Source organism: Streptomyces sp. NPDC088733 (genome assembly GCF_044751185.1).
Taxonomy (GTDB): domain Bacteria; phylum Actinomycetota; class Actinomycetes; order Streptomycetales; family Streptomycetaceae; genus Actinacidiphila.
This window is the reverse complement of record NZ_JBIVLH010000008.1, coordinates 190,033-215,001: the sequence shown is the minus strand read 5'-3', so window position 1 is coordinate 215,001 and position 24,969 is coordinate 190,033. Positions and strand designations below refer to the sequence as shown.

At 71.4% G+C, this 24,969-nt stretch carries 17 protein-coding genes; 7 read left to right on the top strand and 10 right to left on the bottom strand.

Features of this window, described 5'->3' with window-relative positions:
• Positions 1 to 35: 35 nt before the first annotated feature.
• The 5 genes from ACIP64_RS17340 to ACIP64_RS17320 all read right to left on the bottom strand — a co-directional run bounded on the left by ACIP64_RS17340 (position 36) and on the right by ACIP64_RS17320 (position 5,389).
• Positions 36 to 1,040 (bottom strand): MerR family transcriptional regulator, encoded by a 1,005-nt coding sequence (locus ACIP64_RS17340; RefSeq protein WP_401586998.1) that lies wholly within the window; start codon positions 1,038 to 1,040, stop codon positions 36 to 38.
• A 33-nt stretch (positions 1,041 to 1,073) separates the two neighbouring features.
• Entirely contained in the window at positions 1,074 to 1,610 is a 537-nt protein-coding gene (locus ACIP64_RS17335; protein WP_401587332.1) for a GNAT family N-acetyltransferase, read from the bottom strand.
• 877 nt (positions 1,611 to 2,487) lie between these two features.
• Positions 2,488 to 4,140 carry an FAD-dependent oxidoreductase gene (locus ACIP64_RS17330; protein WP_401586995.1) on the bottom strand — a complete coding sequence of 551 codons (1,653 nt, stop codon included), beginning with the start codon at positions 4,138 to 4,140 and terminating at the stop codon, positions 2,488 to 2,490.
• Positions 4,137 to 4,697 (bottom strand): DUF5987 family protein, encoded by a 561-nt coding sequence (locus ACIP64_RS17325; RefSeq protein ID WP_401587329.1) that lies wholly within the window; start codon positions 4,695 to 4,697, stop codon positions 4,137 to 4,139. The genes ACIP64_RS17330 and ACIP64_RS17325 overlap by 4 nt, the downstream gene beginning before the upstream one ends.
• A 113-nt stretch (positions 4,698 to 4,810) precedes the next feature.
• The gene (locus ACIP64_RS17320; protein WP_401586992.1) at positions 4,811 to 5,389 is read right to left on the bottom strand and encodes a hypothetical protein; all 579 of its coding nucleotides are present in this window, start codon (positions 5,387 to 5,389) and stop codon (positions 4,811 to 4,813) included.
• A 207-nt stretch (positions 5,390 to 5,596) separates the two neighbouring features.
• On the opposite strand from ACIP64_RS17320, the gene ACIP64_RS17315 reads away from it, so the two are divergent.
• From ACIP64_RS17315 to ACIP64_RS17300, 4 genes are all read left to right on the top strand, one after another.
• Positions 5,597 to 6,289, top strand: a complete 693-nt coding sequence (locus ACIP64_RS17315) for a FadR/GntR family transcriptional regulator (RefSeq protein WP_401586989.1) — start codon at positions 5,597 to 5,599, stop codon at positions 6,287 to 6,289.
• A gap of 58 nt (positions 6,290 to 6,347) precedes the next feature.
• The gene (locus ACIP64_RS17310; RefSeq protein ID WP_401586987.1) at positions 6,348 to 7,235 is read left to right on the top strand and encodes a DUF3626 domain-containing protein; all 888 of its coding nucleotides are present in this window, start codon (positions 6,348 to 6,350) and stop codon (positions 7,233 to 7,235) included.
• Between the two features lie 119 nt (positions 7,236 to 7,354).
• Positions 7,355 to 7,825, top strand: coding sequence for a VOC family protein (locus ACIP64_RS17305; RefSeq protein ID WP_401586985.1), 471 nt, complete (start codon positions 7,355 to 7,357; stop codon positions 7,823 to 7,825).
• A gap of 195 nt (positions 7,826 to 8,020) precedes the next feature.
• Entirely contained in the window at positions 8,021 to 8,215 is a 195-nt protein-coding gene (locus ACIP64_RS17300; protein ID WP_401586983.1) for a DUF4236 domain-containing protein, read from the top strand.
• A 5-nt stretch (positions 8,216 to 8,220) separates the two neighbouring features.
• Here ACIP64_RS17300 and ACIP64_RS17295 read toward each other — a convergent pair whose 3' ends face one another.
• Positions 8,221 to 8,823 carry a GNAT family N-acetyltransferase gene (locus tag ACIP64_RS17295; RefSeq protein ID WP_401586981.1) on the bottom strand — a complete coding sequence of 201 codons (603 nt, stop codon included), beginning with the start codon at positions 8,821 to 8,823 and terminating at the stop codon, positions 8,221 to 8,223.
• Between the two features lie 152 nt (positions 8,824 to 8,975).
• On the opposite strand from ACIP64_RS17295, the gene ACIP64_RS17290 reads away from it, so the two are divergent.
• The gene (locus ACIP64_RS17290) at positions 8,976 to 9,719 is read left to right on the top strand and encodes an HAD family hydrolase (protein ID WP_401586978.1); all 744 of its coding nucleotides are present in this window, start codon (positions 8,976 to 8,978) and stop codon (positions 9,717 to 9,719) included.
• Positions 9,716 to 12,058: a glycoside hydrolase family 65 protein gene (locus ACIP64_RS17285; RefSeq protein WP_401586975.1), complete on the top strand. Its 2,343-nt coding sequence runs from the start codon at positions 9,716 to 9,718 to the stop codon at positions 12,056 to 12,058. Before ACIP64_RS17290 ends, ACIP64_RS17285 begins: the two co-directional genes overlap by 4 nt.
• A gap of 15 nt (positions 12,059 to 12,073) precedes the next feature.
• Here ACIP64_RS17285 and map read toward each other — a convergent pair whose 3' ends face one another.
• A complete protein-coding gene (gene map, locus ACIP64_RS17280) occupies positions 12,074 to 12,841 on the bottom strand; it encodes a type I methionyl aminopeptidase (protein ID WP_401586972.1) in 768 nt (255 codons plus the stop codon).
• A gap of 66 nt (positions 12,842 to 12,907) precedes the next feature.
• Here map and ACIP64_RS17275 point away from each other — a divergent pair, with 66 nt between their 5' ends.
• Positions 12,908 to 13,192, top strand: a complete 285-nt coding sequence (locus tag ACIP64_RS17275) for a helix-turn-helix domain-containing protein (RefSeq protein ID WP_401586970.1) — start codon at positions 12,908 to 12,910, stop codon at positions 13,190 to 13,192.
• A gap of 400 nt (positions 13,193 to 13,592) precedes the next feature.
• Here ACIP64_RS17275 and ACIP64_RS17270 read toward each other — a convergent pair whose 3' ends face one another.
• From ACIP64_RS17270 to ACIP64_RS17260, 3 genes are all read right to left on the bottom strand, one after another.
• Complete coding sequence (locus ACIP64_RS17270) at positions 13,593 to 14,150, bottom strand: hypothetical protein (protein ID WP_401586968.1); 558 nt, start codon at positions 14,148 to 14,150, stop codon at positions 13,593 to 13,595.
• On the bottom strand, positions 14,151 to 20,276 hold the full coding sequence (locus ACIP64_RS17265; RefSeq protein ID WP_401586965.1) for an RHS repeat-associated core domain-containing protein: 6,126 nt from the start codon (positions 20,274 to 20,276) through the stop codon (positions 14,151 to 14,153).
• 359 nt (positions 20,277 to 20,635) lie between these two features.
• Positions 20,636 to 24,880, bottom strand: coding sequence for a LamG-like jellyroll fold domain-containing protein (locus ACIP64_RS17260; protein ID WP_401586962.1), 4,245 nt, complete (start codon positions 24,878 to 24,880; stop codon positions 20,636 to 20,638).
• Between the last annotated feature and the right edge of the window lie 89 nt (positions 24,881 to 24,969).

The window sequence follows — 24,969 nt, the reverse complement described above, 5'->3', positions numbered from 1 at the left end:
GAGAAATCGAAAAACCGATCCGATCAATGGACAACTTACCGGGTCCGGCCGCGAGTTGGTGCCCCGCCTCCCCCACTGGTCACAGCGGTGCCCGCCCGATCCGCGGCACCGGCACGACGGGCGGCGAGGGCCTTCAGCGACCAGGCCAGTTCCGGGGCGGCGGACTCCGGTGCCGGCCAGCCGTTGACCGTCGCCAGCAGCACGGCGTAGCGCTCGCGGCGCGGGTCGTCCGCGGCCGCCAGCAGGGCGGGCAGCCGGCCGCTCAGGACGTCGTCGTCCGCCGTGCCCAGCGCCTCGGCGCAGCCGGCGGTCAGCGCCGCCACGACCGGCTCCGCACCCGCGGACAGCGGATCGACTCCGGCCGCGACCGCCGCGCCCACCCGGTCCCGGACCACCGCGACCAGGTCGCGGCGCGGCAGCCCGTCGCCGTCGCGGGCACGCCGGGCCGTCAGGTCCTCGGCCAGGGCGCGCAGACGCGTACGGAAGGCCTCGTCCTCGGCGAGTTCGGCCAGTTCCACCCACGCGCGGAGCTGCTCCGGAGCGGGGTCTTCGGGCAGTTCGGGCGTCAGCGTGCGGCGGATGCCGGGAACCGCGGGGTCGGTCAGGCCGCCGAGCACGGCGTCCAGGAAGCCCTCGATCACCCGGCGCCGCTCCTCGGCGGTCAGCATGGCCAGTCGGTTCAAGCGATCCATCTCCTCGGGTGTGGCGCCGCGTTCGGCGACCGCCGTCAGTACGGCACGCCGCAGCTGCAGCACGCGGATCCGGGCCGCCAGCGCCTCGGCGTGGGCCGCCGCCACCTCGGGAAGCGTGAGTTCGCGGTCCACGACCTTGCGGATCGTGGCGAGGTCCAGTCCGAGGTCCCGCAGGGTCCGCACCAGCTCCAGGCGGGCGAGGGCCCGAGCGTCGTACAGCCGGTACCCGGCCGCGCTGCGGCCGGCGGGGACCACGATCCCGCGGTCGGACCAGGACCGGACGGTCTTGACCGTCAGCCCCGCATGCCGGGCGAGGTCGCCGATGGAATGGAGCGTGCCGTCGTGCATGCCCCCACCCTCGCGTCTCCCCCCGGGGGAGACTCAAGCGGTTTCCGGGACACCGTCCGGCACGTCGCGCTGCCAGCGGCGCTCACCGTCCTGCCAGTGTCCGGTCGGGGCGAGGCCGCAGGCGCGGGCGACGGACGCGGAGGCGCGGTGGTCGGGGTGGATGTGCGCGACGACCGTGCGCACGCCCCGGGAGTCCAGCCAACCGGTCAGGGCGCGGGCCGCTTCCCCGGCCAGGCCGCGGCCCTGCCAGGGGGTGCCGACGACCCAGGCGATCTCGGCCTCGGGGCCCGCGGCTCCCGGGGAGAGCGTCGCCTGCACGTAACCGGTCAGGCACCCCTCGTCGCGCAGCCGGAGCACCCAGGTGAGCCAGGAGACGGCCGGGTCGGGGGAACCGGCGAGCACGCGCCGGTAGCGGGCGCGCAGTTCGTCGAGCGTCTCCGGCCTGCCGCCGATGAAGGCGTGCAGGGCGGGGTCGGACAGGACGCGGGCCATCTCGTCGGCATGGCCGGCGCGCAGCGGCAGCAGGTCGAGGCGGGCGGAGCGCGGGACGCCGTCGACGGCCACGCACACGCCGACGACGCACTCGCCGTCCGCCCACTCACCGCCGCCGAGCCGCACGCGGCGGCCGTCGGCGTCGCCGTCCACGGCGGTCACCAGGTGCAGGCCGTGGACGCCGGCGTCCCTGGCGAGGACGATGTCCCCGGCCGCGACCCGCGCGGGATCGGCCGGGGCCACGACCACCCGCTCCCCGCCGTGCAGCAGCGGCGGCACGGCCCCGACAGCACAGCCGAACTCCACGGTGTGCCCGGCGGCGACCCGCTCCTTGACGTCCTCCAACGTGCCCATGACCCCGATCATGCCCGGTCCCCGCAGGCTCGCGCGGCGGCACCGCGCGGGGCAGGCGGGTCGCCCGCCGGACCGCCACCTCCCGGCACGGATGAGCCCCCCGTCATGTGCGCACGACCCGGACGGCCGACTCCCCCGCCGCAACGCCACCGCCCTGAGCCCGCCCCGCCAGCGGAGCCACACTCGCCGGACAGGCCCATCCCGGCCGCGCACGGCCCGGCCCACTGGCTCCCACGGCGGCACCGCGCCCAGCCGGGCGAATTGCTCGGAGTGCGGTCCCGCACAACGGGCCACAGCCGCCGGACGGACGCCTTCTGGCAGGCCGGCACGGCACGAGCGGCCAACTCCCCCGCCCCGAGGGTGACCGCATCGCCCGGGGCAACCCGGCAGACGAATCACCCGGGGCACATCGGGCCGCGATCGCCCGACCGGCACATCCCGTACGGCGGAGCCCCCCGTCATGTGCGCACGACCCGGACGGCCGACTCCCCCGCCCCGACGGCGACAGCAACGGCACCGCACACCCGCCCTCACATGCGCGGCCCGACACGGCGGCCCACGACCGTCCGAAAGGCACGTCCCGCCACCGCGGAACCGCCCGTCATCCGCGCGCGGCACGGGCCGCCAACTCCCGTGCCGCGACGGCCACCGCACCCCCCTGGGCCCGCCCCGTCAGCGGGTCGCTCGGGGTGTAGTCCAGCGCGACGCCCGCCTGGGCGCAGCGGGCCGCGATCGCCGGGCAGGCGCGTTCGGCGAGGGCGGCGATGGTGAGCGAGGGGTTGACGGTCAGGGAGGTCGGCACGGCGGAGCCGTCGGTGACGAAAATGCCGGGATGGGAACGGAGTTCGTGCAGGTCGTCGAGGGCGGACAGGGCGGCCGAGTCGCCGGTGCGGCACGACGCGAGGGGGTGCGCGGTCACCGTCCCCGTGACGTGCTCGTCCCAGGGGCGTACGGTCGCCAGCCCGTCCTTCTCGAGCACGGACCGCAGATGGGCGTCGGCCGCGTCCCAGCCGCGGCGCGTGCCCGCGCCGGGGGCGAAGCGCATGGTGCCCAGCCCGATCCCGTTGGCCAGTCGCGTGAAGCTGCCGGTGAGGGGCGGGGCGCCGAAGCGGCCCTCGGTCTCGTCCTCCGTCATCGCGAGCACGGTCAGCCAGGAGCGCCACCGCGCCCGCATCCGCTTCTTGTCCACGCCGGACCACAGCCCCGCGGCGGTCTGCGCGAGGGTGTTGGTGACGGTGGGGAAGTAGATCTGCTGGAGGGTGAAGCGGGTGAACTCAGGGGCGGCGGCGTCCAGTCGGTCGTAGGAGGCGGAGGTGATCGGCATGCCGATGGGCAGACCCTCGTACGCCACGGTGGAGCTGCGTGCCAGTCCGAGCAGCGAGCGGACCTTGCCCTCGTCGAGTTCCGCGACGCTGACACGGTCGCCGTTGCCGGAGAACCAGCCGCCGACGGCGGCCGGGACACCGCCGAGCAACGGTGCCGAGCGCTGGAGCAGGACCGGGGTGCCCACGGCGCCCGCGGCCAGTACCAGGGTCCTGGCGTGGATGGTGCCCACCCCGGTGGGGCACGTGTAGTCGTCGGCGTCGAGCGTCGTCCAGTCGACCGCGTAGCGGTAGCCGGGCTCGGTCGACGGCCGTACGAGCTGGACCTCGTGCAGCGGCCTGATCTCCGCGCCGTGCGCCTCGGCGGCGGGCAGGTAGTTGAGCAGCATGGAGCGTTTGGCGCCGAACCGGCAGCCGGACAGCATCCAGTTGCAGTCGGTGCAGCGCGCGCGGTCGACGGCGACCGGCACCGGGTTGCAGGTGTGCCCTGCGCGGTCGCACGCGGCGGCCAGGACTCCGCCCGCATAGGACACGTCGGGCCAGTCCAGCCGGGTCACCGGCAGGGCCTGCTCCACCTGGTCGTACCAGGGGTCGAGGGTGGCCCGGGTGATCGTCGCGGGCCACAGCCGGCGCCCTGCGGGGTCGCGTCGTCCGAAGACGAAGGACGGCGCGCGCAGTGACGCGGCGAAGTACACGACGCTGCCGCCGCCCACGCAGTTGCCGGCCACGACCGAGATGCCGTCGCCCTTGATGACGTCCACGATCCGCGGGTAGGCCCCGAGGTTGAGGTCGTGGGTGAAGTCCTCGGTGGCCAGGCGGGGTCCGCGTTCCAGCACGGTGACCCGGGCACCGGCGGCGGCCAGGTGGTAGGCGGGGATGGCGCCGCCGAAGCCGCTGCCGACGACGAGGACATCGGTGGTCTGCGGGCTCATGCGGGGCTCCCGGAGCGCGTGGTGGCGGGGTGGGGCGCGGCCAGGGCCCTGCCGTACGAGTGGTCGGGGAAGCGCCACAGGCCGTCCGGGCCGGGCGGCGGGAAGCCGATCCACGTCAGCCCGGGGTGGCCGTCGGCCAGGGCCTGCGCGGTGTGCAGGTGGGCGGCGGTGTCGAAGGCGAGCCCGACGAGGAAGGACAGCAACTGCCAGACCGGCCGGTCGGGGTCGTCGGACTGGAACAGCCCCGCGACCACGGCGGTGCGGTGCGGGAAGGCCAGTCCGACGAAGGGCGGCCGGTCCAGGGGCAGCAGGATCAGATGGGTGACGGCGTACGAGGTGGCCCGGGCGTCCAGCAGTGTGGCGATGCCCGGCAGCAGCGGGGCCAGGGGGAGTTCGGGCGCCGTCAGCAGCGTGACGGCGCCCGCCTGGACGGCACCGGGGCCCGCCGCGGCACCCGCGACGGCCCGGTCGGAGGGACCGCGCCGCTCGCCGGGCACCAAGGTATCGGCGAAGGCCTCCAGTGTGGAGACCGGCCAGGAGCCGTATGCCGATGTCACGGCCGTGGCCGCGGCGGCCGCCGTTGCCGCCCCGGTGCCCAGGACCGGCAGGGCGGCGACGGCGGCGGCGAGTCCGCGCAGCAGGGCGCGGCGGTCGATGCCCGCGTCCACCGCTACCGCGCCGGGCAGAACAGGCTGTAGGGCAGCGATATGGCCAGGCCGGTCTCGCCGGCCTCGTCGCCGTAGGCCGCGAGGACGTCCGCGACCTCGGGCAGCCGGGGCCGCAGTGCGGTCACGACGTCGCCGATGCCGACGCTGACGCCGTCGACGCGGAAGTCCGTCAGCCGCATCGCGGCGCGCCGCGCACGCTTGTCGAACCAGTAGCGGCCGTTCCACGTCACGTACGGGACGGCGCCGGTCGTCGCCTGCACGCTCCAGTGGTCGCGCTGGTAGTAGCGGCAGACGGGCAGCGCGAGGGCGAAGCGCGAGGGTTCGGCGAGCAGGAAGCGGATGGCGCCGCCGTTGTCGAGGGTGATGTCGCGCTTGGAGTACTCGACGCACACCGGGTCGGTGAGCCACAGCCAGGGGTCGGGCGTCTCGCCCTCGCCGTAGGAGTGCCAGGCGCACGCATCGGTGAACCCGGGCTCGGTGTACGGCTCCGTGGCCGCGGCGGGGCCGGCGGCGACGGTGAGGGCGACGAGGGCGGCGGCGACCGCCGTCAGCAGGCGGGCGGGGCGGGGGAACGGGGACACGGGCACACTCCGGTGGTCAGTGGGGACGGGCCGGGGGCACCACCGAAGAATGCTCCTGACGTGACGTCAGGGCAAGAGGTTGTACAGAGACTCATTGAATCAGTGGCTCAGCCACTGTCCCTGTATGTTGACGCGCCGCCCCCGGGACGGCTGGGCTGGGACCGCACACCCGCACACGCGGTACGCCTGCTCGAGAGGACGGCCCCGGTGGACCCACTGACCCGCGAGACCCTCGTCGACGTCCTGGAGCGCCGCCTCCAGGACGACATCCTGGGCGGGGTGCACCCCGCAGGCGCCCTCCTGCCGCCCGAGCAGCGCCTCGCCGAGGGCTACGGCGTCACCCGCACCACCGTGAAGCACGCCTTCGGGCGGCTCACCCAGGCCGGGCTGCTGGAGACGCGGCACGGCGTCGGCACCCGCGTGCGCGACTACCTCCGCCTGGGCGGCGCCGACCTGCTGCCGATGCTCGTCCGCCACAACCCCGGCTGGCTGGCCGACATCTTCGAGGTCCGCGCCGGCGTCGGGGCGCTCATCGCCGAGCGCGCCTCCGTCGCCGCGACGGCGGTCCAACGCGTCCGGCTGCGCGAGCTGTTGGACGCGGTCGCTGACGCCCCCGGCCCGGACGCGGCGCAACTCGCCGACGCCGAGGTGCACCGGGCGCTGGCCCACGCCACGGGCAACCGCGTCTACGTCCTGCTCACCAATACCCTCTTCGCGGCCTACCTCCCCCTGCGGGCGCGGCTCGTCGCACCCTTCCGCGACCCCGCCGAGGCCGCAGCCCGCCTCGAACCCCTGGTCGCCGCCGTGGAGTCGGGGGACGCCGCGGCCGCGCGGACGGCGGCGCGGACGTATCTGGACGAGACCCGCCGGATCATGCTGGCGGCGCTCGACCCTGCCTGACCGGCCGCCGCGGAAAACCCCGGTGCGGCGCGATCCGGCGCCCGGGCAGACTGGCTCGATGAACGCCCGTGCCGCCGCCCGCACACCGCAGGAGCACGCCCTGCGCCACGTCGCCGCGCGCTCCTCGGGCGGCCCGCTCGACCCGCGCCTCCCCGTCACCTTGAACTTCCACCCCGACCGGGACGCGGGCGGCGTGCCGACACTGGCGAGGATCGCCCAGGACGGCGTCTACCGCTCGCAGTTCGTGACGGGCACCAGCAACGGGGGCCTGACCGCCCACCCCGGCGGCGACCGCTGGCGCTGGGAGAGCCGCATCTTCGGCGGCGCCTACGACCGGGCCGCCGCCCACGAGCGCCCGGTGTACGGGGCACTGAACCACCGGCGCGACCCCGTCGGCGGCGCGCCGCGCTTCGGCTCCTGCCATTTCCGGCTCGCCCCGCCGACCCTGGCCCGGACCACGTTCTGTTATCCGGACAGCTCCACCGAACCGGAACTGTTCGCGGTGGCGGCCCGCTTCTCCCTGCTGGAACCGGCGGCGGCCGACGGCCTCGACACCCTGGACGGCCACATCGAGGCCCAGGTGCACGGTCCGGTCGTGCTCGACGGCGACGTGGAGGCGCTGGTGCTGGACCCCTCCTTCCGCGGCACCGACGTCGAGACCGCCGCCCGGCGCCTGCCCTGCCGCGTCGAGTGGCACGGCGGTTTCCGGCTGACCGCGGAGCACCTGCTGCGCCATGCGGACTACCGCGGCCGGGAATACACGGACCTGGGCGCGGCCCTGTCCTCCGGCGGGATGCTGGTTCCGCGGACGATCGGGGACGCCGCCCGCTCCGGCCGCCACGACCCGCAGGCGCTCAAGCGGCTCTGGCACGTGCTCGCGCGCTTCGGGGCCCCGGAGGGTGCCGGCGGCGAGGCCGCCGCGTGCGCGTCCTGCCGGGCGGCGTGAGCACGCGGCGCCCCGCGCGGGGAGCGACCCGGCGCCCGGCCGGATAGCGTGGACAGGGCACCGGCCGCGGCTCCGCGACCGGCCGCCGTTCCGTACGGGCCGATGAGACGGGAACCCCGATGACGCCTTCGTCGCCGCACACGGGCACCCCCGCGTCCTCCGGTGGCCAGGACCCCGCGGACGGGAGGCCGCGGCTGTCGGCGCTCGTGATCTACGTACGCGACCTGGACCAGTCGGCCGCGTTCTACGGCGACCTGCTGCGGATGGTGATCGCGACCCGGGACACCACGGCCCTGCTGCTGACGGACGCCGGGGGCTCGATGGTGGTGCTGCGGGCGATGCCGCGCGGCGAGCACTCGCTCGGCGGTGTCGGTGTCCAGGCGACGGTGTGGACCGCGCGGGACGCCGAGGACCTGGGCCGGTGCGAGCGCCTGCTCAGGGAGCGCGACGCGCATGTGGAGACCACCTCGGTCGACGGGCGCACCGTGGTGGAGGGACGCGACCCGAACGGCCTCACGGTGCTGGTCGCGTATCCGCGGCTCGAACCCGTCGTCGCCCAGTTGATCATGAACCGCGCCTACGGGTGGTGACGGTCCCGGTCCGGCCGCGGCACCACGCCCCGGCGGGACGCCGCCGGCGCACGCGCGGCGGGACCCGCCGCGGCCTCCCCACCGGCGGCGCAACGGAAGTGATCTGACGGGTCGTCGGTCATGAAAGTGCCTCCGGGGGGCAGGCGGTCACCAGACGACAACGTCACCGTCCGTACTGCCGTGAGGAGAGCTCGCATGCCCTTGAACTTCCGGAAGTCCTTCCGGATCCTTCCCGGCGTCCGCCTCAACATCAACAAGAAGTCGCTGTCGATCACGACCGGCGGTCCGCACGCGCACCACACCGTGAACACGCACGGGGACCGCACCGAGTCCATGGACCTGCCGGGCCCGTTCTCCTGGCGGCGCACCACGCGCCGCAAGCGGCGGTGACCGCGCTACTCCAGAATCCACCCGGACATCCACCGCTCCTTCACCGCGGGCCACTCGGCGGCCACGAGGGAGTAGTAGACGGTGTCGCGCCATGTGCCGTCGACGCGCCGGCAGTGGCGGCGCAGCACTCCCTCGCGGATGCCGCCGATCCTGGTGACGGCGTCCTGCGTGGGCCGGTCGAGGCCGTCCAGCCGCCACTGCACGCGCCCGAAGCCGAGGTCCTCGAAGGCGTAGTAGACCAGCATGAAGTGGGTCTCCAGGTGCACGGGGGTGTCCCAGAGCGCGGGGTCGAGCCAGCTCCAGCCGATGTCGACGCGCTCGTCGGCGGGCGCGATGCCCACGTAGGCGGCCCAGCCCGAGGGGCGGTCGGTCGAGCGGGGCACCACGGAGAAGGCGACCGCCTCGCCGGCCGCCGCCTGGGCGAGCCGCTGGTCGACCACGGCGCCCATCTCGGCGTTCGAGCGCGGCGGGGTGGTCGACAGCCAGCGCCACACCTCCTCGTCGCCCCGGGCCGCCTGGTACAGGTCGGGGACGTGGCTGCGCGACAGCGGTACCAGCCGTGCGTACCGGCCGTCGATGGTGACGGAAGCAGGGAAGCGTACTGCCATGCCCGAACGCTAAACCGAACGGGCCCGCGGCGGCACCCGGTCGCCGATTCCGGCGCGTCCTACCGCCGGTACGGCCGACCGGCGCTCCCGCGTCCGGCTGGTAGAGGGCCTCGGCAGGCATGCCGGGGTGTCCGGGCGGGGAGGCGGGTTGCATGACGAAGACCGGTCTCCCGGAGGGCATCCGGGCCTGCCTTTTCGATCTCGACGGTGTGCTGACGAAGACCGCGCTGGTCCACGCGGCCGCCTGGAAAGAGACGTTCGACGACTTCCTGCGCCGCCGCGACGGCGCGGACTTCCGCCCCTTCGACAAGGTGGCCGACTACGACGAGTACGTCGACGGCCGCCCGCGCGCCGACGGCGTGCGCACCTTCCTCGCCTCCCGCGGCATCGAGCTGCCCGAGGGCACGCCCGACGACCCGCCCGACCGCGACACGGTGAACGGGGTCGGCAACCGCAAGAACGTCATCCTCCTGGAGAAGATCCGCACCGACGGCGTGGAGGCCTACGAGGGCTCGGTCCGCTATGTGCACGCCGTGCGCGCGGCGGGGCTGCGTACCGCCGTGGTCTCCTCCAGCGCCAACTGCCGCGACGTGCTGGTCGCGGTCGGTATCGAGGACCTGTTCGACGTCCGGATCGACGGGATCGTGGCCGCCGAGCGCAAGCTGCCCGGCAAGCCGCGCCCCGACACCTTCCTGGAGGCGGCGCGCGACCTCGGTGTCGAGGCGGCCGCCGCGGTCGTCTACGAGGACGCGCTCGCCGGGATGGACGCGGGCCGCGCCGGGCGGTTCGGGTACGTGGTGGGGGTGGACCGGGTCGGCCAGGCGGACGCGCTGCGCGAGCACGGGGCCGACATCGTGGTGCAGGACCTCGCGGAGCTGCTGGAGGACCACGCGTGATCACCCATTCCGCGTTCTCGGTCGAGCCGTGGACGCTGCGCGAGACCGGGCTCGACTTCGACGTGCTGGCGCAGAGCGAGTCCGTCTTCGCGCTGTCCAACGGCCATGTCGGCTGGCGCGGCAACCTCGACGAGGGCGAGCCGCACGGACTGCCCGGCTCCTACCTCAACGGCGTGCACGAACGCCATCCGCTGCCGTACGCCGAGGCCGGCTACGGCTACCCGGAGGCCGGGCAGACGGTCATCAACGTCACCAACGGCAAGCTCATCCGGCTGCTGGTCAACGACGAGCCCTTCGACGTCCGCTACGGGCGGCTGCGCTCCCACGAGCGCGAGCTCGATCTGCGCACCGGACTGCTGAAACGTACCTGCGAGTGGACCTCACCGGCCGGCTGCACCGTGCGCGTCCGCTCCACCCGCATGGTCTCCCTGACCCAGCGGGCCATCGCCGCGGTGCTGTACGAGGTGGAGGCCGTCGAGTCCACGGTCCGGCTGGTCGTCCAGTCCGAGCTGGTCGCCAACGAGCAGCTGCCCCAGGTCTCCGGCGACCCGCGCGTCTCCGCCGTGCTGGAGTCACCTCTGGTGCCCGAGGAGAACGTGGCGGTCAACACCCGGCTGCGGCTGGTGCACCGCACCGCCGTGACCGGGCTGCGGGTCGCAGCCGCCGCGGACCACAGGGTGGAGGGGCCGGAGTCCACGGAGAGCTTCAGCGAGAGCAACGAGGAGACCAGCCGGCTCACCATCACCTGCGACCTGTCCCCCGGCGAGACGCTGCGCATGGAGAAGATCGTCTCCTACGGCTGGTCCGGGGTGCGCTCGCTCCCCGCGGTCCGGGACCAGGTGGAGGCCGCGCTCGCCGGCGCCCGCTCCACCGGCTGGCAGGGCCTGGTGGACGAACAGCGCGCGTACCTGGACTCGTTCTGGTCCCGCGCCGACGTCGAGATCGACGGCGACGCCGAGATCCAGCAGGCCGTGCGCTTTGCCCTCTTCCACGTCCTGCAGGCCGGCGCCCGCGCCGAGCAGCGCGCGATCCCGTCCAAGGGCCTGACCGGGTCGGGGTACGACGGCCACTCGTTCTGGGACACCGAGAGCTTCGTGCTGCCGCTGCTCACCTACACCTCCCCCAACGCCGTCGCCGAGGCGCTGCAATGGCGGCAGGCGACCCTGCCCGCCGCCCGGGAGCGGGCCGCGCAACTCGGTCTGAAGGGCGCCGCGTTCCCCTGGCGGACCATCGACGGCTCCGAGGGGTCGAGCTACTGGCCCGCCGGCACCGCGGCCTTCCACATCAACGCGGACATCGCCGACGCGGTGGTGCGCTATGTCGCCGTCACCGGCGACGAGGTCTTCGAGCGCGAGACCGGTGTGGAACTGCTCGTCGAAACGGCCCGGTTGTGGCTCTCGCTCGGCCACCACGACCACCACGGCCGCTTCCACATCGACGGGGTCACCGGCCCGGACGAGTACAGCGCGATCGCCGACGACAACACGTACACCAACCTCATGGCCCAGTCGAACCTGCGCCACGCCGCCGACGCGGTCGAGCGCCACACGGAACAGGGCGCGGCCCTGGGCGTCGACGACGAGGAGACCGCCGCCTGGCGGGACGCCGCCGAGGCCATGACCGTGCCCTACGAGAGCTCCCTGGGCGTCCACGAGCAGTCGTCCGGCTTCACCCGGCACCAGGTGTGGGACTTCTCCTCGACCCGCCCCGACCAGTACCCGCTGATGCTGCACTTCCCGTACTTCGACCTGTACCGCAAGCAGGTCATCAAGCAGGCGGACCTGGTGCTGGCGATGTTCGTGCGGGGCGACTGCTTCGACGACCGGCAGAAGGCGCGCAACTTCGCCTACTACGAACCGCTCACCGTCCGGGACTCCTCGCTGTCGGCGTGCGTGCAGGCGATCATCGCGGCCGAGGTGGGCCATCTGCGCCTGGCGTACGACTACCTCGGCGAGGCCGCGCTGATGGACCTCAAGGACCTGGAGAACAACACGCGCGACGGGCTGCACATCGCCTCGCTCGCCGGCACGTGGATGGCCCTGGTCGCGGGGTTCGGCGGGATGAGGCGGCACGCGAGCGGGGTCCGCTTCGCCCCGCGGCTGCCGGAGAAGGTGCGCCGGCTGGCCTTCACGGTGCAGGTGCTGGGGCGGCGGCTGCGCGTCGCGATCACCGACTCGGTGGCCACGTACACGCTGCTGGAGGGCGACCCGCTGGAGATCCGGCACTTCGACGAGTCGCTGACGGTGTCCAGTACCGCTCCGGAGAGCCGCCCCGTACCGGCGGTGACCGCGCGCCCCGAGCCGGAGCAGCCGCCGGGCCGCCGGCCGGCGAGGCGCTGAGACCGGCAAGGCGGTTCAGAGCGCGGTGAGGATGCGGGGGCCCTCCTCGGTGATGGCGACGGTGTGCTCGATGTGGGCGGCCCGGCTGCCGTCGTCGGTGCGCAGGGTCCAGCCGTCGGGGGCGGCGTGGTAGCCGTCGTGACCGCCGGCCATCAGCATCGGCTCGATGGCCAGGGTCAGGCCGTGGCGCAGGGGGAAGCCACGGCCCGGCCGCCCGTGGTTGGGCAGGTGGGGGTCCTCGTGCATGCGGCGGCCGATGCCGTGGCCGCCGAAGTCCTGGGGCATGCCGCACCGGGCGCCGCGGACCACGCGGCTGATGGCGTGCGAGATGTCGCCGATGCGGTTGCCCACGGTGGCCGCGGCGATCCCGGCGTCCAGCGCGCGCTGCGTGGCGTCGATCAGCTCGGCGTCGCCGGGGCGCGGGGTGCCGACGGTGAAGCTGATCGCCGCGTCCCCGGTCCAGCCGTCGAGTTCCGCGCCGCAGTCGATGCTGACCAGGTCGCCGTCGCGCAGGCGGTAGCCGTCCGGGATGCCGTGCACGATGGCGTCGTTCACGGATGCGCAGATCACCGCGGGGAACGGTGTCGGCGCGAACGACGGGCGGTACCCGAGGAACGGGGACCGGGCGCCCGCCTCGTCGAGGACGGCCCGCGCCGCCTCGTCCAGCTCGCGCAGCGACACCCCGACGCGGGCCGCCTCGCGTACGGCGGCCAGCGCATGGGCCACCACGCGGCCGGCCTCCCGCATGGCCTCCAGGGCCGCATCGGTCTTGATCTCCACCATGTGCCGTGTCCTCTTCTCGGGGGGTCGACGTGACCCAATACTTATACCGGTATTAGTATCACGGTCATGGTGAGAACGCCCCTGACCCCATGGGAACGCGAACGCGGCGAGCGCTTCGGCGCGCTGCTGCGGGAGGCCCGCGGCGACCGCAGCATGGTGGACGTCGCCGCGGCGGCGGGGGTCTCCGCGGAGACCCTGCGCAAGATCGAGACCGGCCGCGCCCCGACCCCGGCCTTCTTCACGGTCGCGGCCCTGGCCGCGGCCCTCGGCATCTCCCTGGACGTCCTGGTCGCCGCGTGCGCGGCCACCGACCCGGGCGCGGGGGATTCGGGGGCGGCGCTGTCGGCCTGAGGGGCTCCGCGGAGGCGGGGCAGAGGCGGATTGCGGGGGCGAGGGCACGTGTCCGCCACGGTACTGCTGGGATTACCCAGCACCTCGATGAGCGCCGGGCGGGGACACCCCCCCCCCGAAGGACGACCGTCGGGGCCAGGGACTCAGAACCGCCCTACTCCCGCCGCCTCGTCGACATCGGCAACGACAGGATTTCCACTTCGTCACCGCGGGGCGAGCACCGACTGATGTCGGCCGACACCTGACGGCGCACGCCGTCGTCACACGAACGGCAAATCCGCATTGCGCCGCCATGTACGCGAGGCAGAGATCCCCCCGGAACGCCACCCGCAACGCCAAGGGCCCCACCGGTGGCATTACCGGTGGAGCCCCTTGACGTCGGACGATCAGGGAAGATCGGTCAGGGCGACGCCACAGACCCACTTCGAAGGTCGACGCGTACGTCCGGCCGATCCATCTGCGAGATCAACGCGCTCTCACCCTCCCAGCGCACATCCGTGACGACATCGAGACTCACCCGCCAATCAATGTCGCCATTACCGCACACAGCGAGCAGTCCGGCTTCGGCGAGAACGAGCAGCCTGTCCAGTCGAGAAATGAACCTGAGGCTGTCGAATCTTGACTCGAGGTCGATCTCACGATCAACGGTCATGCCAGGCATGATTCGATAGAGGTGCGAGTTGCAGCCAATCCAACGCGCCCCACCCCACTCATCACCGAAGATCGTGGGGGACTCAAATTCTGAATCCATTTGAATCCCCACAGCCGATCCCCGGCCCCCCCGCCCGCCACCATCCGCCGACGAGAAAACATACACGGGACCTGAGCCGGATCCGTATTCATTCGCAATGTCCAGATCGGCGGACAATCCGGCACGCGCCTCACCGGAACTCGACCAGACCGAACATTCCATTGAGTCGCTACCGAACGAGATCGCGAACATCGGCACGATCACCACCTACTTTCGGTACCTCGAATTAGATCCGTACAGCTGCCCGGTGATCAATCGATTTCCTTCCCACACCGTCTCTGTCTTGAGCATTCCATCGGGCCCCTTAAGGAAGCCTTCTCGCACTACGCGCCCATTCTCCTGAATCCGCACCAGAGAGTTGGGGTCACTGAAGACCTCCTCAAGATGCTCAGTGAACAGCGCACGCCCTCTGACATTGTCCGCGATCCCGATCCGGTTCAACTGGCTGGCCATGTCGCCACTGCGCTGGATGTTGTGGGCATTCCCTGTGGCGTTCCCGAAGAAGTATTCCAGCTTAGTACCGATTTCGGGACCACATTTTGCACCGCTGCACATGACCCCGCCGACCTTGCTCATCGCGCGGAGGAAGCGGGCGGCACCGACCTCGACGCCGCCGGCGTCGACGGTCGACATGGCCAGGCCCAGGGTGTCGCACTTGTCCTGGTTGTGATTGAACGTGCACTGATACCAGGGCTCGATCATCGTCATGTCGCCGAAGGCGGACGCGACGGTCTTCAGGAGTTGCGTGTCGGAGTCGATCTCCGCCTGGGTTTCACAGACCGTGTACCGGTTGAGCCCCATCGGGTCACCGAAGCACTTCTTCGGCTTGAAGAAGTAGTCGTAGAGCTTCTTCGCTTCCTTCTTCTTCTTGTTCTCGAAGTACTCGTGAGTGCGCCTGTTGGCCTCGTCGACCTTCTTCTTGTTGGCCTTCACACAGGCCGCGTCGCAACTGTTGTCGTGGTGCCCGCACAGTTCCGGCTCGGCGTCGCACTTGGTGCGGCCGGTGGGGTCGCTGAAGGTGACCGGGTTGTTCTCCGTGTAGGCGTAACCGTTCATCTGCTGCGGGTCACCCGTGTCCATGACGGGGTCGACGCTGAGGAAGCGGCCGGTGGCCTGATCGTATTCACGGGCGCCGAGGTGGGTGAGCCCGGTGGTGGGGTCGTCGGTGCCGCCGACGAAGCCCTTCTCGCCCGGCCAGCCGGCCGGGGCGTCGCCGCGGGCACCGCCGAAGGGCGTGGCACGGCGTTGCTGCATGGTCAGGTCGGTGGCGTTGACGGCGAGTTCGGAGGTGCCGTGGTGGTCGCCGAGGAGGAAGGAGAGCTTGCCGTCATCGGTGCGGATGGCCTGGTTGCCGCCGCCGAGGTCGTAGTAGCGGGTCGCCTTCGCGACCGAGGCGCCCTTGGTAAGGGTGAGTTCGGTGGAGCCGAGGTAGAGGGTCGTCTCGTTGTCGGTGCGGCGGATCAGGCGGTTGCCGTCGGCGTCGTAGACGTACGAGGTGGTCTTGGTGCCTTCGGTGACCTTGGCCAGGCGGCCTTCGGCGTCCCAGTCCAGGGTCTGCTGGTCGCCGCCGATGGTGCGGGTATGGGTGTTGCCGACGGTGTCGTAGGAGTACGAATCGATGGCGCTGCCGGTGGGGCCGTCCGTGGTGACCTGGGTCAGGCCGTGCGGCCGGGGGGCCTTGGCGGGCGGGTAGTCGTAGGTGCGCGTGACGTCCTGCGCTGCGTTGCCCGCCGGGTCGTGCTGCGTTTCGGTGCGTCGGTTGCCCGTGGCGTCATAGGCGTAGGACTGCCAGTACGGAGCCGGGCCGCCGAGCAGCGAACCGGCCGACGACGAACAACCGCCGCTGCCCTGGGCCCAGGCCTCGGTGAGACGGCCCAGGTGGTCGTAGCGGAAGCACTGGTTGTCGGTGCCGTCGCGCGAGACGTCGGAGATGGAGGTGATGTCGCCGGCCTGGTCGTACCCGTAGGTGGCGTACTTGTCGACCCCGGGCACACCCTCACGGTCCACCCGTGAGGTGTCCACACGCTGGGTGCCCCACTGGTAGGTGTTGGTGACCTGGGTCTTCTTGCCGCCGCTCTGGTACGTGAACTGCAGCGGCTTGCCGGTCAGGCTGTAAGCGGTGTCCGTGAGGTAGGTGACGCCTCCGGTGCCGGTGAGCTTGATCGGCCGCAGCACGTCGTCGTAGGTCGGGGTCAGTACATCGGAGGCGAGGGAACCGGCCGCCGGGTAACTGGACGACTGGACGGTACCGTCAGGGTTGTACTTCGTGTTGACCTGGTAGGCGCCGGCCAGCGCGCCCTCCGACGCCGGGATCGTGGTGGTGACACGGTTCGGCCGGTACAGCGTGTCGTACACGTTGTAGGTCGTGGTGAACGCCTGCCCGGACGCGCCGCCGATGTAGCGGGTGGCCGCGGCGAGCTGGCCCTCGGCACCGGACGGGTCCCAGACGTGCTTGGTCAGCAGCGGACCGCTCACCGTGCCGTCATGGGTCTCCAGCTCACGGCCCAGCCCGTCGTAGACATAGCTGATGGTCTGCTTCGGGCTGCGCGAATCCGTGCTGGAGGTCAGCAGGTTGCGGTCGTCGTAGGCGTAATCGGTATGGCCCTTGTCCGGGTCGTCATCCGTGACCTTGTTGCCGCGCTGGTCGTAGCCGTACTTCCACTGGTTGCCGACCGTGTCGGTGACGCCGGTCAGGTGCCCGGCCGGGTCGTATCCGTAGTGCGTGGTGACCGGCGTACCGGTCGCGGTGGCGGCGTCGTACTGCATCAGGTCCGTGGTGCGGCCGCGTGCGTCGGTGACCGTCGTGGACGGGGTGCCCCCGTCAGGCGGGGTCACCGTCGTGCGGTCACCGCCGTACACCGTGCTGGTGGTCGCCAGCACCGTGCCACCGTCGCTGTTGCCCGCCACCTGCTGGGATTTCACCACGCGGCCCATGCCGTCGTAGGTGTTCCACGTCTGGGACTCCACAGCCAGCGCGTCATCGAGCTTCAGCAGCTCGGTGGAGGGCGCGGCCGTGTTGTAGTACGGGGCGAAGGCCTTCGCTGTCAGGCCACGTTCGTCGTAGAAGGTGTCGCTGACCAGCCGACCGCCGTTCGGGCCGGGGGCCTGGGCCTGGCGAGGCCGCAGGAAGCCGTCGTACAGGGTGTACGAGGTGCGCTGGCCGCCGTCGTTCTTCACTGTCTTGGAGGCCACGGCCACCGGCTTGCCGTCGGTGATCGTGTACGCGAACTCGTAGTTCGGGGTCTCGTTGTTGGCCTGTGAACGGTTGGGCAGCCACACCTTGAGATTGCGGCCCAGCGCGTCGTACGTGGTGTCGGTACGCTTGTTGTTGGTGTCCAGCACCGTGATCGCCAGACCGCGCGCCGTGTCGTAGGTCGTCGTCGCGGACTGAGCGGTCGCCGCGTTGCCAGGGGTGGCCGGTGGGCCGGTGACGGTCATCGTGGTCGGGAAGCCGGTCGTCGGCGCGTAGACCGTGGTCGTCGTGCGACCGTCGGACCGGTTGGTGCGCGACGGGGTGCCGGTGTCGGTGGCGGTGACCGTTCCGGTGATGTCCGTGCTGGTGAGCATGCGGCCGTACGTCGGGTCGTAACTGGCCCCGGCCTCCAGGTAGGTGGCCGTGGTTCCGTTGTGCGACGTCAGGTTCGCGACGTGGGTGGGGTCGCCCTTGGCCGGAGCGGCGTTGTAGGCCAACCCGTCGTAGGCGGTGCGGACGTCGGAGATGACATCCTTCTTGCGGTCCGGAGTCGCGTCGCACTTCACCGCGACCGTCTCCACCCGGGACGGCTTGGTCAGGATCCAGGCCGTGGTGTTGTCCACGTAGGTCGTTCGGGTGCACCGGTCGTCCGCGGCCGTGCTCGTGTCACCGAAGTCATCGCTGAGGGTGACCCGGCCGGCCGTGTTCTCATGCGTGCTGGTCTGGTAGGTCTGGCGCCAGTCGGTGCCCACGCCGTCGTCGAGCGATGTCCAGGTCCGCTCCGAGGCAGTGCCGGTCAGGTTGGCCGTCGTGGTGCCCCAGGAACGTATGCGCGTGGCGGTGGTGTAGTGCCACGGCGTGCTGACGGTCTTGTTCAGCACCCGGCCGCTCGGCCCGCTGTAGTCCTCGGTCTTGTACTCGAACCCGGCCGCGGAGTCGTGGTCGGTGATCGTGCCGCCGCTGTCGTCGGACACCGTCACGGACTTGGTGCCGTCATCGATGGAGGTGCCCTTGCGGTCGCCGTCCATGCCACGCAGGAACCAGTGGTCGGTCTGCGACTTCATCGCGTCCTGGCCGCCGGTCAGCTCCCGCACGTGGCCATAGCCGCGCCACTGCGACCAGGTCTTGTACTTCTCCTTGGTCAGCCCGTCGTCGTCGGCAAAGTGCCACGCTCCGCCGTCGAGGTACTGGTAGCGGGTGACCATGTCCGGCGAGGAGTTGGTCCGGTCGGTCTCGGTCACCGAGTCGACCACGTATTTGTTGAACCACTGCATCGACGGATCCGCATCACCGGACTTGGTGAAGTACACGGGGTAGCAGCGGGTGGTGTTCGTCTGCGGCGTCGGCAGGTGGTCCGCATCGCATTCGGCCGCCGAATAGTTCACATCGATCTGCCCGCCCGCCTCGTCCGCGACGGTCGACAGGCGCTCCTTGATGAACGGCGCGGTGTCGTCACCGGGGATGTCCAGGCGGTTGGCGGCCTGGCTGTAGCCGAACGTGACCTTCGGAAGGGTGATCGCCGGCGTCGCGGACTTGCCGGTGTGCTGGACCGAGTCCAGCAGCAACTGGTAGTCGATGTCCGCCATGCCCCAGCGCTGCCCCAGCGTCCAGGTGTCGATGGGCGTGTAGGTGCCGTCGGACTTCAGCACCTGCGTCGTGACACCCGTCAGCCGCTTGCGGGTCCAGAAGCTCGGGGAGGCGGACTTGGTGCAGTCCTCACCGGACTTGCAGTTCAGATCCCACGGCGTGTCGTACCAGTAGAACTTCTTGTCCTCGATCGTCGAGGCGTCGCAGGTGACACCGGTCTCCGGCAGACACCGCTCGGCGTTGGCGAACGTCACCTGCCCCAGCGCCTTCGCCGAGTACACGGAGTTGCTGCGCAGCCCGTAATCGATGTGATCGACGTAGCCGCCACGGTCGTAGACCGTCTCGTCCGCGGCCTTCAGGTTCCGGGCGTAGTAGTTGGATTCCTTCTTGTAGTAGTACGCGATCGCGTTGCCGTGCACGTCGACCGCGTAGTCCAGGTTCCAGCGGTACGCCTGCTGGCACCAGGAATCCGCGAAGGCGGACTGGTGGCAGGGCTCGCCCGCGTCGTCGCCGAAGACCGGGGCCGTCCACGTGGAATCGGTGGTGGCCTTGCCCGACGCCCAGCCCGGCAGGCGGTTGTAACCGAAGAAGTACTGGGTGCCGTCGGTCGTGGTCACCTTCCAGTACTCGTCGTTGCGCGCACCATTGCCCCGCACGTCACTGGTCGAGCCGTACACGCGCTGCACCTTGGTGCCGTCGTCGCCCTTGACGCGGAAGGTGTCGGTACCGTCCGGGATCAGCTCACCCGCGTGACCGTCGAAGGAGATCGTGGCGTTGTCGTACGCCCAGCACATGTCGCCCGGCTTGTTGCCGTCCGCGTTCTTCACATCGTCGTCGGCGCAGGGCTTGTAGCTCCGGTCGATGGAACCCGGCCACAGGCTGAAGCCGTCACCGACCCATGAGGACTGGTTGTTGGACGAGGACGTACGGCCGTCAATCGCCCCGGAGGAGTACGACAGGCCCACCTTCGGGGCGAACTTGCCCGGCACACCCGGCACCGGCATGTCATAGGACCAGGAGAAGCTGCCCGAGTTGAGACTCGTCGACCACGTCGCCGACGCGGACAGCGAACTGGCCGTGTAGTCGCCGTGGTCGCTCGACGTGCCGCCCGCGGCGGCCGTCGTCGCCGCGAACAGCGCAGGGCCCGTGGCGGAAAGAGTCGTGGTGGCGGACAGCTTGCCGCCGTCGTTGCGTGTCGCGACCGGCTGACCCGCACGGCACTGCGCGAGTTCCGGCGTCGTCGCCGCGCACGCCGGCAGCCGCACCAGCTTCAGGCGCGCCGCGTACGCACCGCCGTAGCTCTGCGCGAACGCGGACGTGTCCACGTCCACACCCACCCGGCCGGCCGTCGCGCCCGGCTCACGACCGACCGAGAACAGCAGGCCGTCCACGCCGGCCTTCCGCGTGGCGGCGGCGTCCAGCACCCGCACCGTCGCCCGCCCGTCGACCACCCCGGACGACTTGCCGGCCACAAGCGTTGCGGGCGTCGTCAGCGACACCGGCAGCGAACCCGCCCGCCGCGTCACCGCCTTCGCACCCGCATGCAGCGTCACCGTCGCCGACCCGGCCTTCGGCAGCGCATGCCGCGGCGCACCCGCGGGCATCCTGCGCTGACCGTCCGTGCCACGCGGCGACGACTTCACGCCGTGCCCGCTCAGCGGTTTCTCCGAAGCCGGAATCCCCGGCATGTCGTCGGCCACCGCCGTCGGCGACGCCACACCCTGCAGCACCGTCCCGACCAACACTCCGGCGACGGCCACCGCGATTCTGCGGCGCAACCGAAGCCTTGACTGCCTGCGCATTCCCTACCCGTCCTGTCGAATCCGTGCATGCCGAAGAAGCCCCCACACGCGGGGGCGACCCAGTGGGTTCGCCCCCGCGCGGGGAGGATGCTGCTGGTGGTGCCGGGTTGTTACGGCCCGGGGACCGTGGCCAGGTCCTCGCCGTTGGCGAGGCGGGCGATCTGGTCGTCGGAGGCGACGCCCTGGAACGTCCACACGTCGTCGATCACACCGGGCCAGTACTCGCCCCAGGTGCCGTCGGTCCTGCCGCGGCCGAGCTGGAGCCCGGCGGTGGCGTTGAACGGCAGCACGTTGGAGTTCCAGGACACCGCGTCCGTGCAGCCGGGCACGTCGGGGTCGCCGTCCTGGTCGTCGTCGGCGCACACGACCTGCTCCAGGTTGCCGTCGACGTACAGCCGCATCTGGTCGGCGAAGGCGTCGTAGACCACGGCCAGGTGGTTCCAACTCGTGTTGTTCATGAAGTTGGGGTGCTCGGCCGTCGCCACCGTGGCGCCCTTCACGTCCGAACCCGGCATCGCCAGCTGCCATCGCCCGGCGTTCGCCGGATCGGTGGCACTCGGTACGTAGCGCACCGAGAAGCCGCTGTTGACCGAGCCGGCCTGGGAGAACACCGTGACGGGGTGATCGGGGCGGGCCGCGGTGCTGACCCATGCCGCCGCCGTGAAGCTGGTGCCCGTGGACACCGGCGAGGTGGCGGTGGACGCGTAGTCGCCGTCACCGTCCAGCGACAGGCCGCCCGTGCCGACCCAGTTCGAGTTGCCGGAGGTGTCGATGACGGCGTTGCCGCCGAGCGTCAGTGTGCGCTTGCCCGAGGAGTCGTCCGGGGACGTGACCGGCGTTCCGGTGCCCGTGTCGAGCTTCCAGCGGCCCTGGACCACCGGGCGTGCCTTGTTGAGGTCCTTGACCTCGTCGTCGGACAGTGCCCGGTCGAAGACCCGCACGTCGTCGAGGTCGCCCTTGAAGAAGCCCTGGGCACCGCCGGTCTCCTTGTAGCCGAGCGTCATGTGCGACACCGCCAGCCACGGAGTGGTGAACGGCTGGGTGTCCTTGAGCACGCCGTCGACGTAGAGCCGGATCTGCGCGGCGTCGAGGTCGTACACGCCGACCACGTGGGTCCATTCGCCGAGCCGGGCAGCCGCGCAGTTCACGTTCGGGTCGCAGGCGTTCTCCTGGGCCCGGATGAGACCCGCGGTCGTCGTGTCCTCCTTGGCCCGCATGAACACCCAGCCGCCCAGCGCGGAGGAGTGGTAGAGCTCGAAGCCCGCGGTGTTGAGGGAGCCCTGGGTGGCCACGGTCATGGCCTTCTGGGCCTTGTCCTTGGGCAACCGCGCCCACAGGGAGATCGCGAAGCTCTGGTACGTGTCCAGTACCGGCTGCCCGGTGACGATGCCGTCGTCGACCCCGTCGAAGGTGGCCGCCGTGCCGTCCACGCCGGCGGTGCCGAGCAGAGCCCCGCCGTTGACGGTGGCGTTGACCTGCTGGGCCCGGCCCACAACCGAGGTCGCGCCCGCGTCCTCGTCCAGCGGCCAGACCAGCTTGGCCGGACGCGCGGTGTTGACGGGCTGCTTGGCGTAGAGCTTGGCGATCTGGCTGTCGGTCAGCTGGTAGTCGAAGAGCTGGGCCTCGTCCAGGTCGCCGGTGAACCAGTTGCTCACCACGCCGTAGTGCTGCGCGGCGCCGATGATCGTGCGGCCGCGGGCGTCCCAAGGATTGGGGAAGCTCGCGGTGCCGACCTGGGCACCGTTGACGTACAGCTTCAGCTCCTTGGTGGTGTTGTTGAAGACACCCACGACATGCGTCCAGGTGCCCAGGCGGGACGCGGCGCAGGCGGTGTCACCGGCCGGGCACGGCGGCTGGGAGGCCCGTACGGCGGTCGTGCCCTGGGCGTCCTGGACGTGCCGCAGGAGCTGCCAGCCGCCCAGCGCGGTGGAGTAGTAGATCTCGAAGCCGCTGGTGTTGGCGCCGGCCTCGGAGATGGCTACCGGGGCTCCGCCGGGGTAGTCGGCGGGCAGTTTCGCCCAGATCGACACGGAGAAGCTCTTGCCGGTGTTCAGGACGGGCGAGGCGGTGGCCGCGTAGCCGTCGACGCCGTCGACGTGCAGGCCGTGACCGGAGACTCCGTCGCCGCCCGTCGTCGCGCCGCCGTACAGCTGGGCCGGCCACTCGCCGCCGGAGCCGCTGACCGTGGTCGCGCCGGCGGACTCGTTGAGCTTCATGTTCAGCCGGTCCGGCTGGCCGGCGTTGACCCGGAACTGGTAGGTGCGGATCTCACTGCCGTTGCCGGCGCCGTCGAAGGCCTGCGCGGTGATGAAGTTGACGCCGGACTTCGTCGGCATGAACTTGGTGGTCTGCGCCGCGCCCGCGGTCGTCGTGAGCGTGTGGGCGCTGGTGGGGTCGCCGTTGATGCCGAACCAGTACTTCACCACGTCCGTCGCGCTGGAGTCGATGGTGAAGGTGCCGTAGCGGCCGACGCCGTCCAGCCAGGGGTCGTTGGGGTCCTCCGGGTCGGAGGCCGGGTACTGGGTCGAGGTGATGGAGGGACCGGCGGGGGCGTTCGGGTCGTAGTAGACCAGGCAGTCGGTCGCGGACCCCGAGTAGCTCCACGGCGACCACTGGGCGCTGTCGTACGAGCGCGCGTGCCAGCCGATCTTCTTGCTCTTGGGGAGCGTCGAGGGCAGCTTGATCGAGAAGTCGGAACCCGACTTCTTGTACGTCGTCATCGCCGACGTCCAGCGCGCCGTGTAGCCCTTGCCGTCACCGGTGTCCCACGAGGCCTGGAACTGCACCGCGACGTTGTCGCCGTCCGGGTCGGTGACGTCGTTGGCACGGATCGTCGGCAGGCTCCTGACCTGCTTCATCGTCGAGGAGCACGCGCCGCCCGGGTCCTGGGTCAGCTGCGACATGCGGATCTGCGTCGGCGGACGGTTGTACTCCACCCGCAGCCACGCGTCGTCGGAGAACCGCTTCCAGCCCGAGGAGGAGTTCTCGTCCTTCGCCCTGAGGCCGAACGTCGTGGTCGACCACCCGTTGGCCGCGGCCTGCTGGACCGCGCGTCCCGCCCAGAACTCCACCGTGCCGCCGGGGCAGTTGCTGCCCCAGCCCTTGGCCTCGCTCAGCGTCTGCTGGAGGTCGATCCAGAAGCTGTCGTTGTTCTGCGTGTTCCACGTCGTCGAGGAGCTGACGCCCTTGGTGCGCCACAGCTGCACGTCGGACTTGGTGCAGCTGTCCGAGTACGTCTCGTTGGCCACGAAGGTCGCCGACAGGATCGACTTCCCGGAGAACTTGGACGTCGGGATCGTGTAGAAGATCCGCTTCACGTCCTCGGGGGCGCACCGCACGTCACCCGCGCAGTACCCCATGCCGGAGTCGGAGTTGCCGTTGAACTTCCACTGCGGGGAGGAAGCCCAGAAGCGGGACACGAAGGTCCAGTTGGACGCCTTCGGGGAGTACCACTGCGGGTCGATGAAGACCGGGAACGTGGCGTTCTTCAGCAGGCCCTGGTCGGGCCGCAGCACGAGCCGGTCGTCGGCCGCGGGCACGCTCACCGCGATCGGGGCGACGTTCGCGGAGGCGTCCGGGCCGTCGGCGGGGTTGGCGGGGCTGACGGGGGCGTCGGCCACGGCCGCCTTCGCCGACCGCGCGGCGGAGGCCGGGGCGGCGGGGGTCGTCGCGGAGTCCCACATCACGGGCCGCGGCGCCACGAAGACGGGGCCGCCCGCGCCCTTGTCGACGGCCGCGAGGCCGCCGTCGGCGGTGGTGCGCACGTCCATGCCGTCCGCGTCCATCGCGAGCTTCAGCTCGGCCAGCTTCGGGTCGGCCGCCGCCTGCGGGGTCTTGACGACCAGCACCTCCGAGGCGCCGTCGACGCTCGCCCTCACCTGGAGGTCGACGTCCTTGAGCACCGACCGGTAGGTCGCGGTGCTGCCGTCGATGACCGGCTCCGGCAGGGCCGTCGGCCAGGACAGCGACAGCGTCCGTCCCACCCGGCCCAGGGTGATCAGCGGCTGCTTGTCGCCGCCGCCGGAGAAGGCGATGTCCATCGTGGCCACCTTCGGCCCGACGGAACCGTCCGCGCGCTTCTCCAGGCCGGTGTCGACCGGCTTCCACGCGCCGTCCACCCGGGCGCGGACCGGACGCACATGCTCGATCGCCTCGAAGTTGCCGTTCGGCAGCGCGTACGTCTCACTCATCTCGCCCCGCAGGGAGGCGATCTCGACCTTCTTGCCGGAGCGCTTCGCCTGGCTGAAGGCGGCGTGCTCGGACGCCGTCCCCACCACCGGGGTCTTCGCCGGCGCGGCGGCGTGCGCGGCCGGGGCGGAGAACCCCAGGGCCGGCAGCGCGGCGAGAAGCGCCAATGACGTAGCGGCAGATGTCCAACGTTTCGCCGTACCCGGCTTCACGCCGTCAGCACGGCGTGACCTGTCCCACTTCATAGCCCCCACCA

Excerpts from the sequence above, each read along its gene's own strand:
- ACIP64_RS17340 (WP_401586998.1), bottom strand. The coding sequence starts at position 1,040 with ATGCACGACGGCACGCTCCATTCCATCGGCGACCTCGCCCGGCATGCG.
- ACIP64_RS17300 (WP_401586983.1), top strand. The coding sequence starts at position 8,021 with ATGCCCTTGAACTTCCGGAAGTCCTTCCGGATCCTTCCCGGCGTCCGC.
- ACIP64_RS17330 (WP_401586995.1), bottom strand. The coding sequence starts at position 4,140 with ATGAGCCCGCAGACCACCGATGTCCTCGTCGTCGGCAGCGGCTTCGGC.
- ACIP64_RS17305 (WP_401586985.1), top strand. The coding sequence starts at position 7,355 with ATGACGCCTTCGTCGCCGCACACGGGCACCCCCGCGTCCTCCGGTGGC.
- ACIP64_RS17310 (WP_401586987.1), top strand. The coding sequence starts at position 6,348 with ATGAACGCCCGTGCCGCCGCCCGCACACCGCAGGAGCACGCCCTGCGC.
- map (WP_401586972.1), bottom strand. The coding sequence starts at position 12,841 with ATGGTGGAGATCAAGACCGATGCGGCCCTGGAGGCCATGCGGGAGGCC.
- ACIP64_RS17290 (WP_401586978.1), top strand. The coding sequence starts at position 8,976 with ATGACGAAGACCGGTCTCCCGGAGGGCATCCGGGCCTGCCTTTTCGAT.
- ACIP64_RS17295 (WP_401586981.1), bottom strand. The coding sequence starts at position 8,823 with ATGGCAGTACGCTTCCCTGCTTCCGTCACCATCGACGGCCGGTACGCA.
- ACIP64_RS17275 (WP_401586970.1), top strand. The coding sequence starts at position 12,908 with ATGGTGAGAACGCCCCTGACCCCATGGGAACGCGAACGCGGCGAGCGC.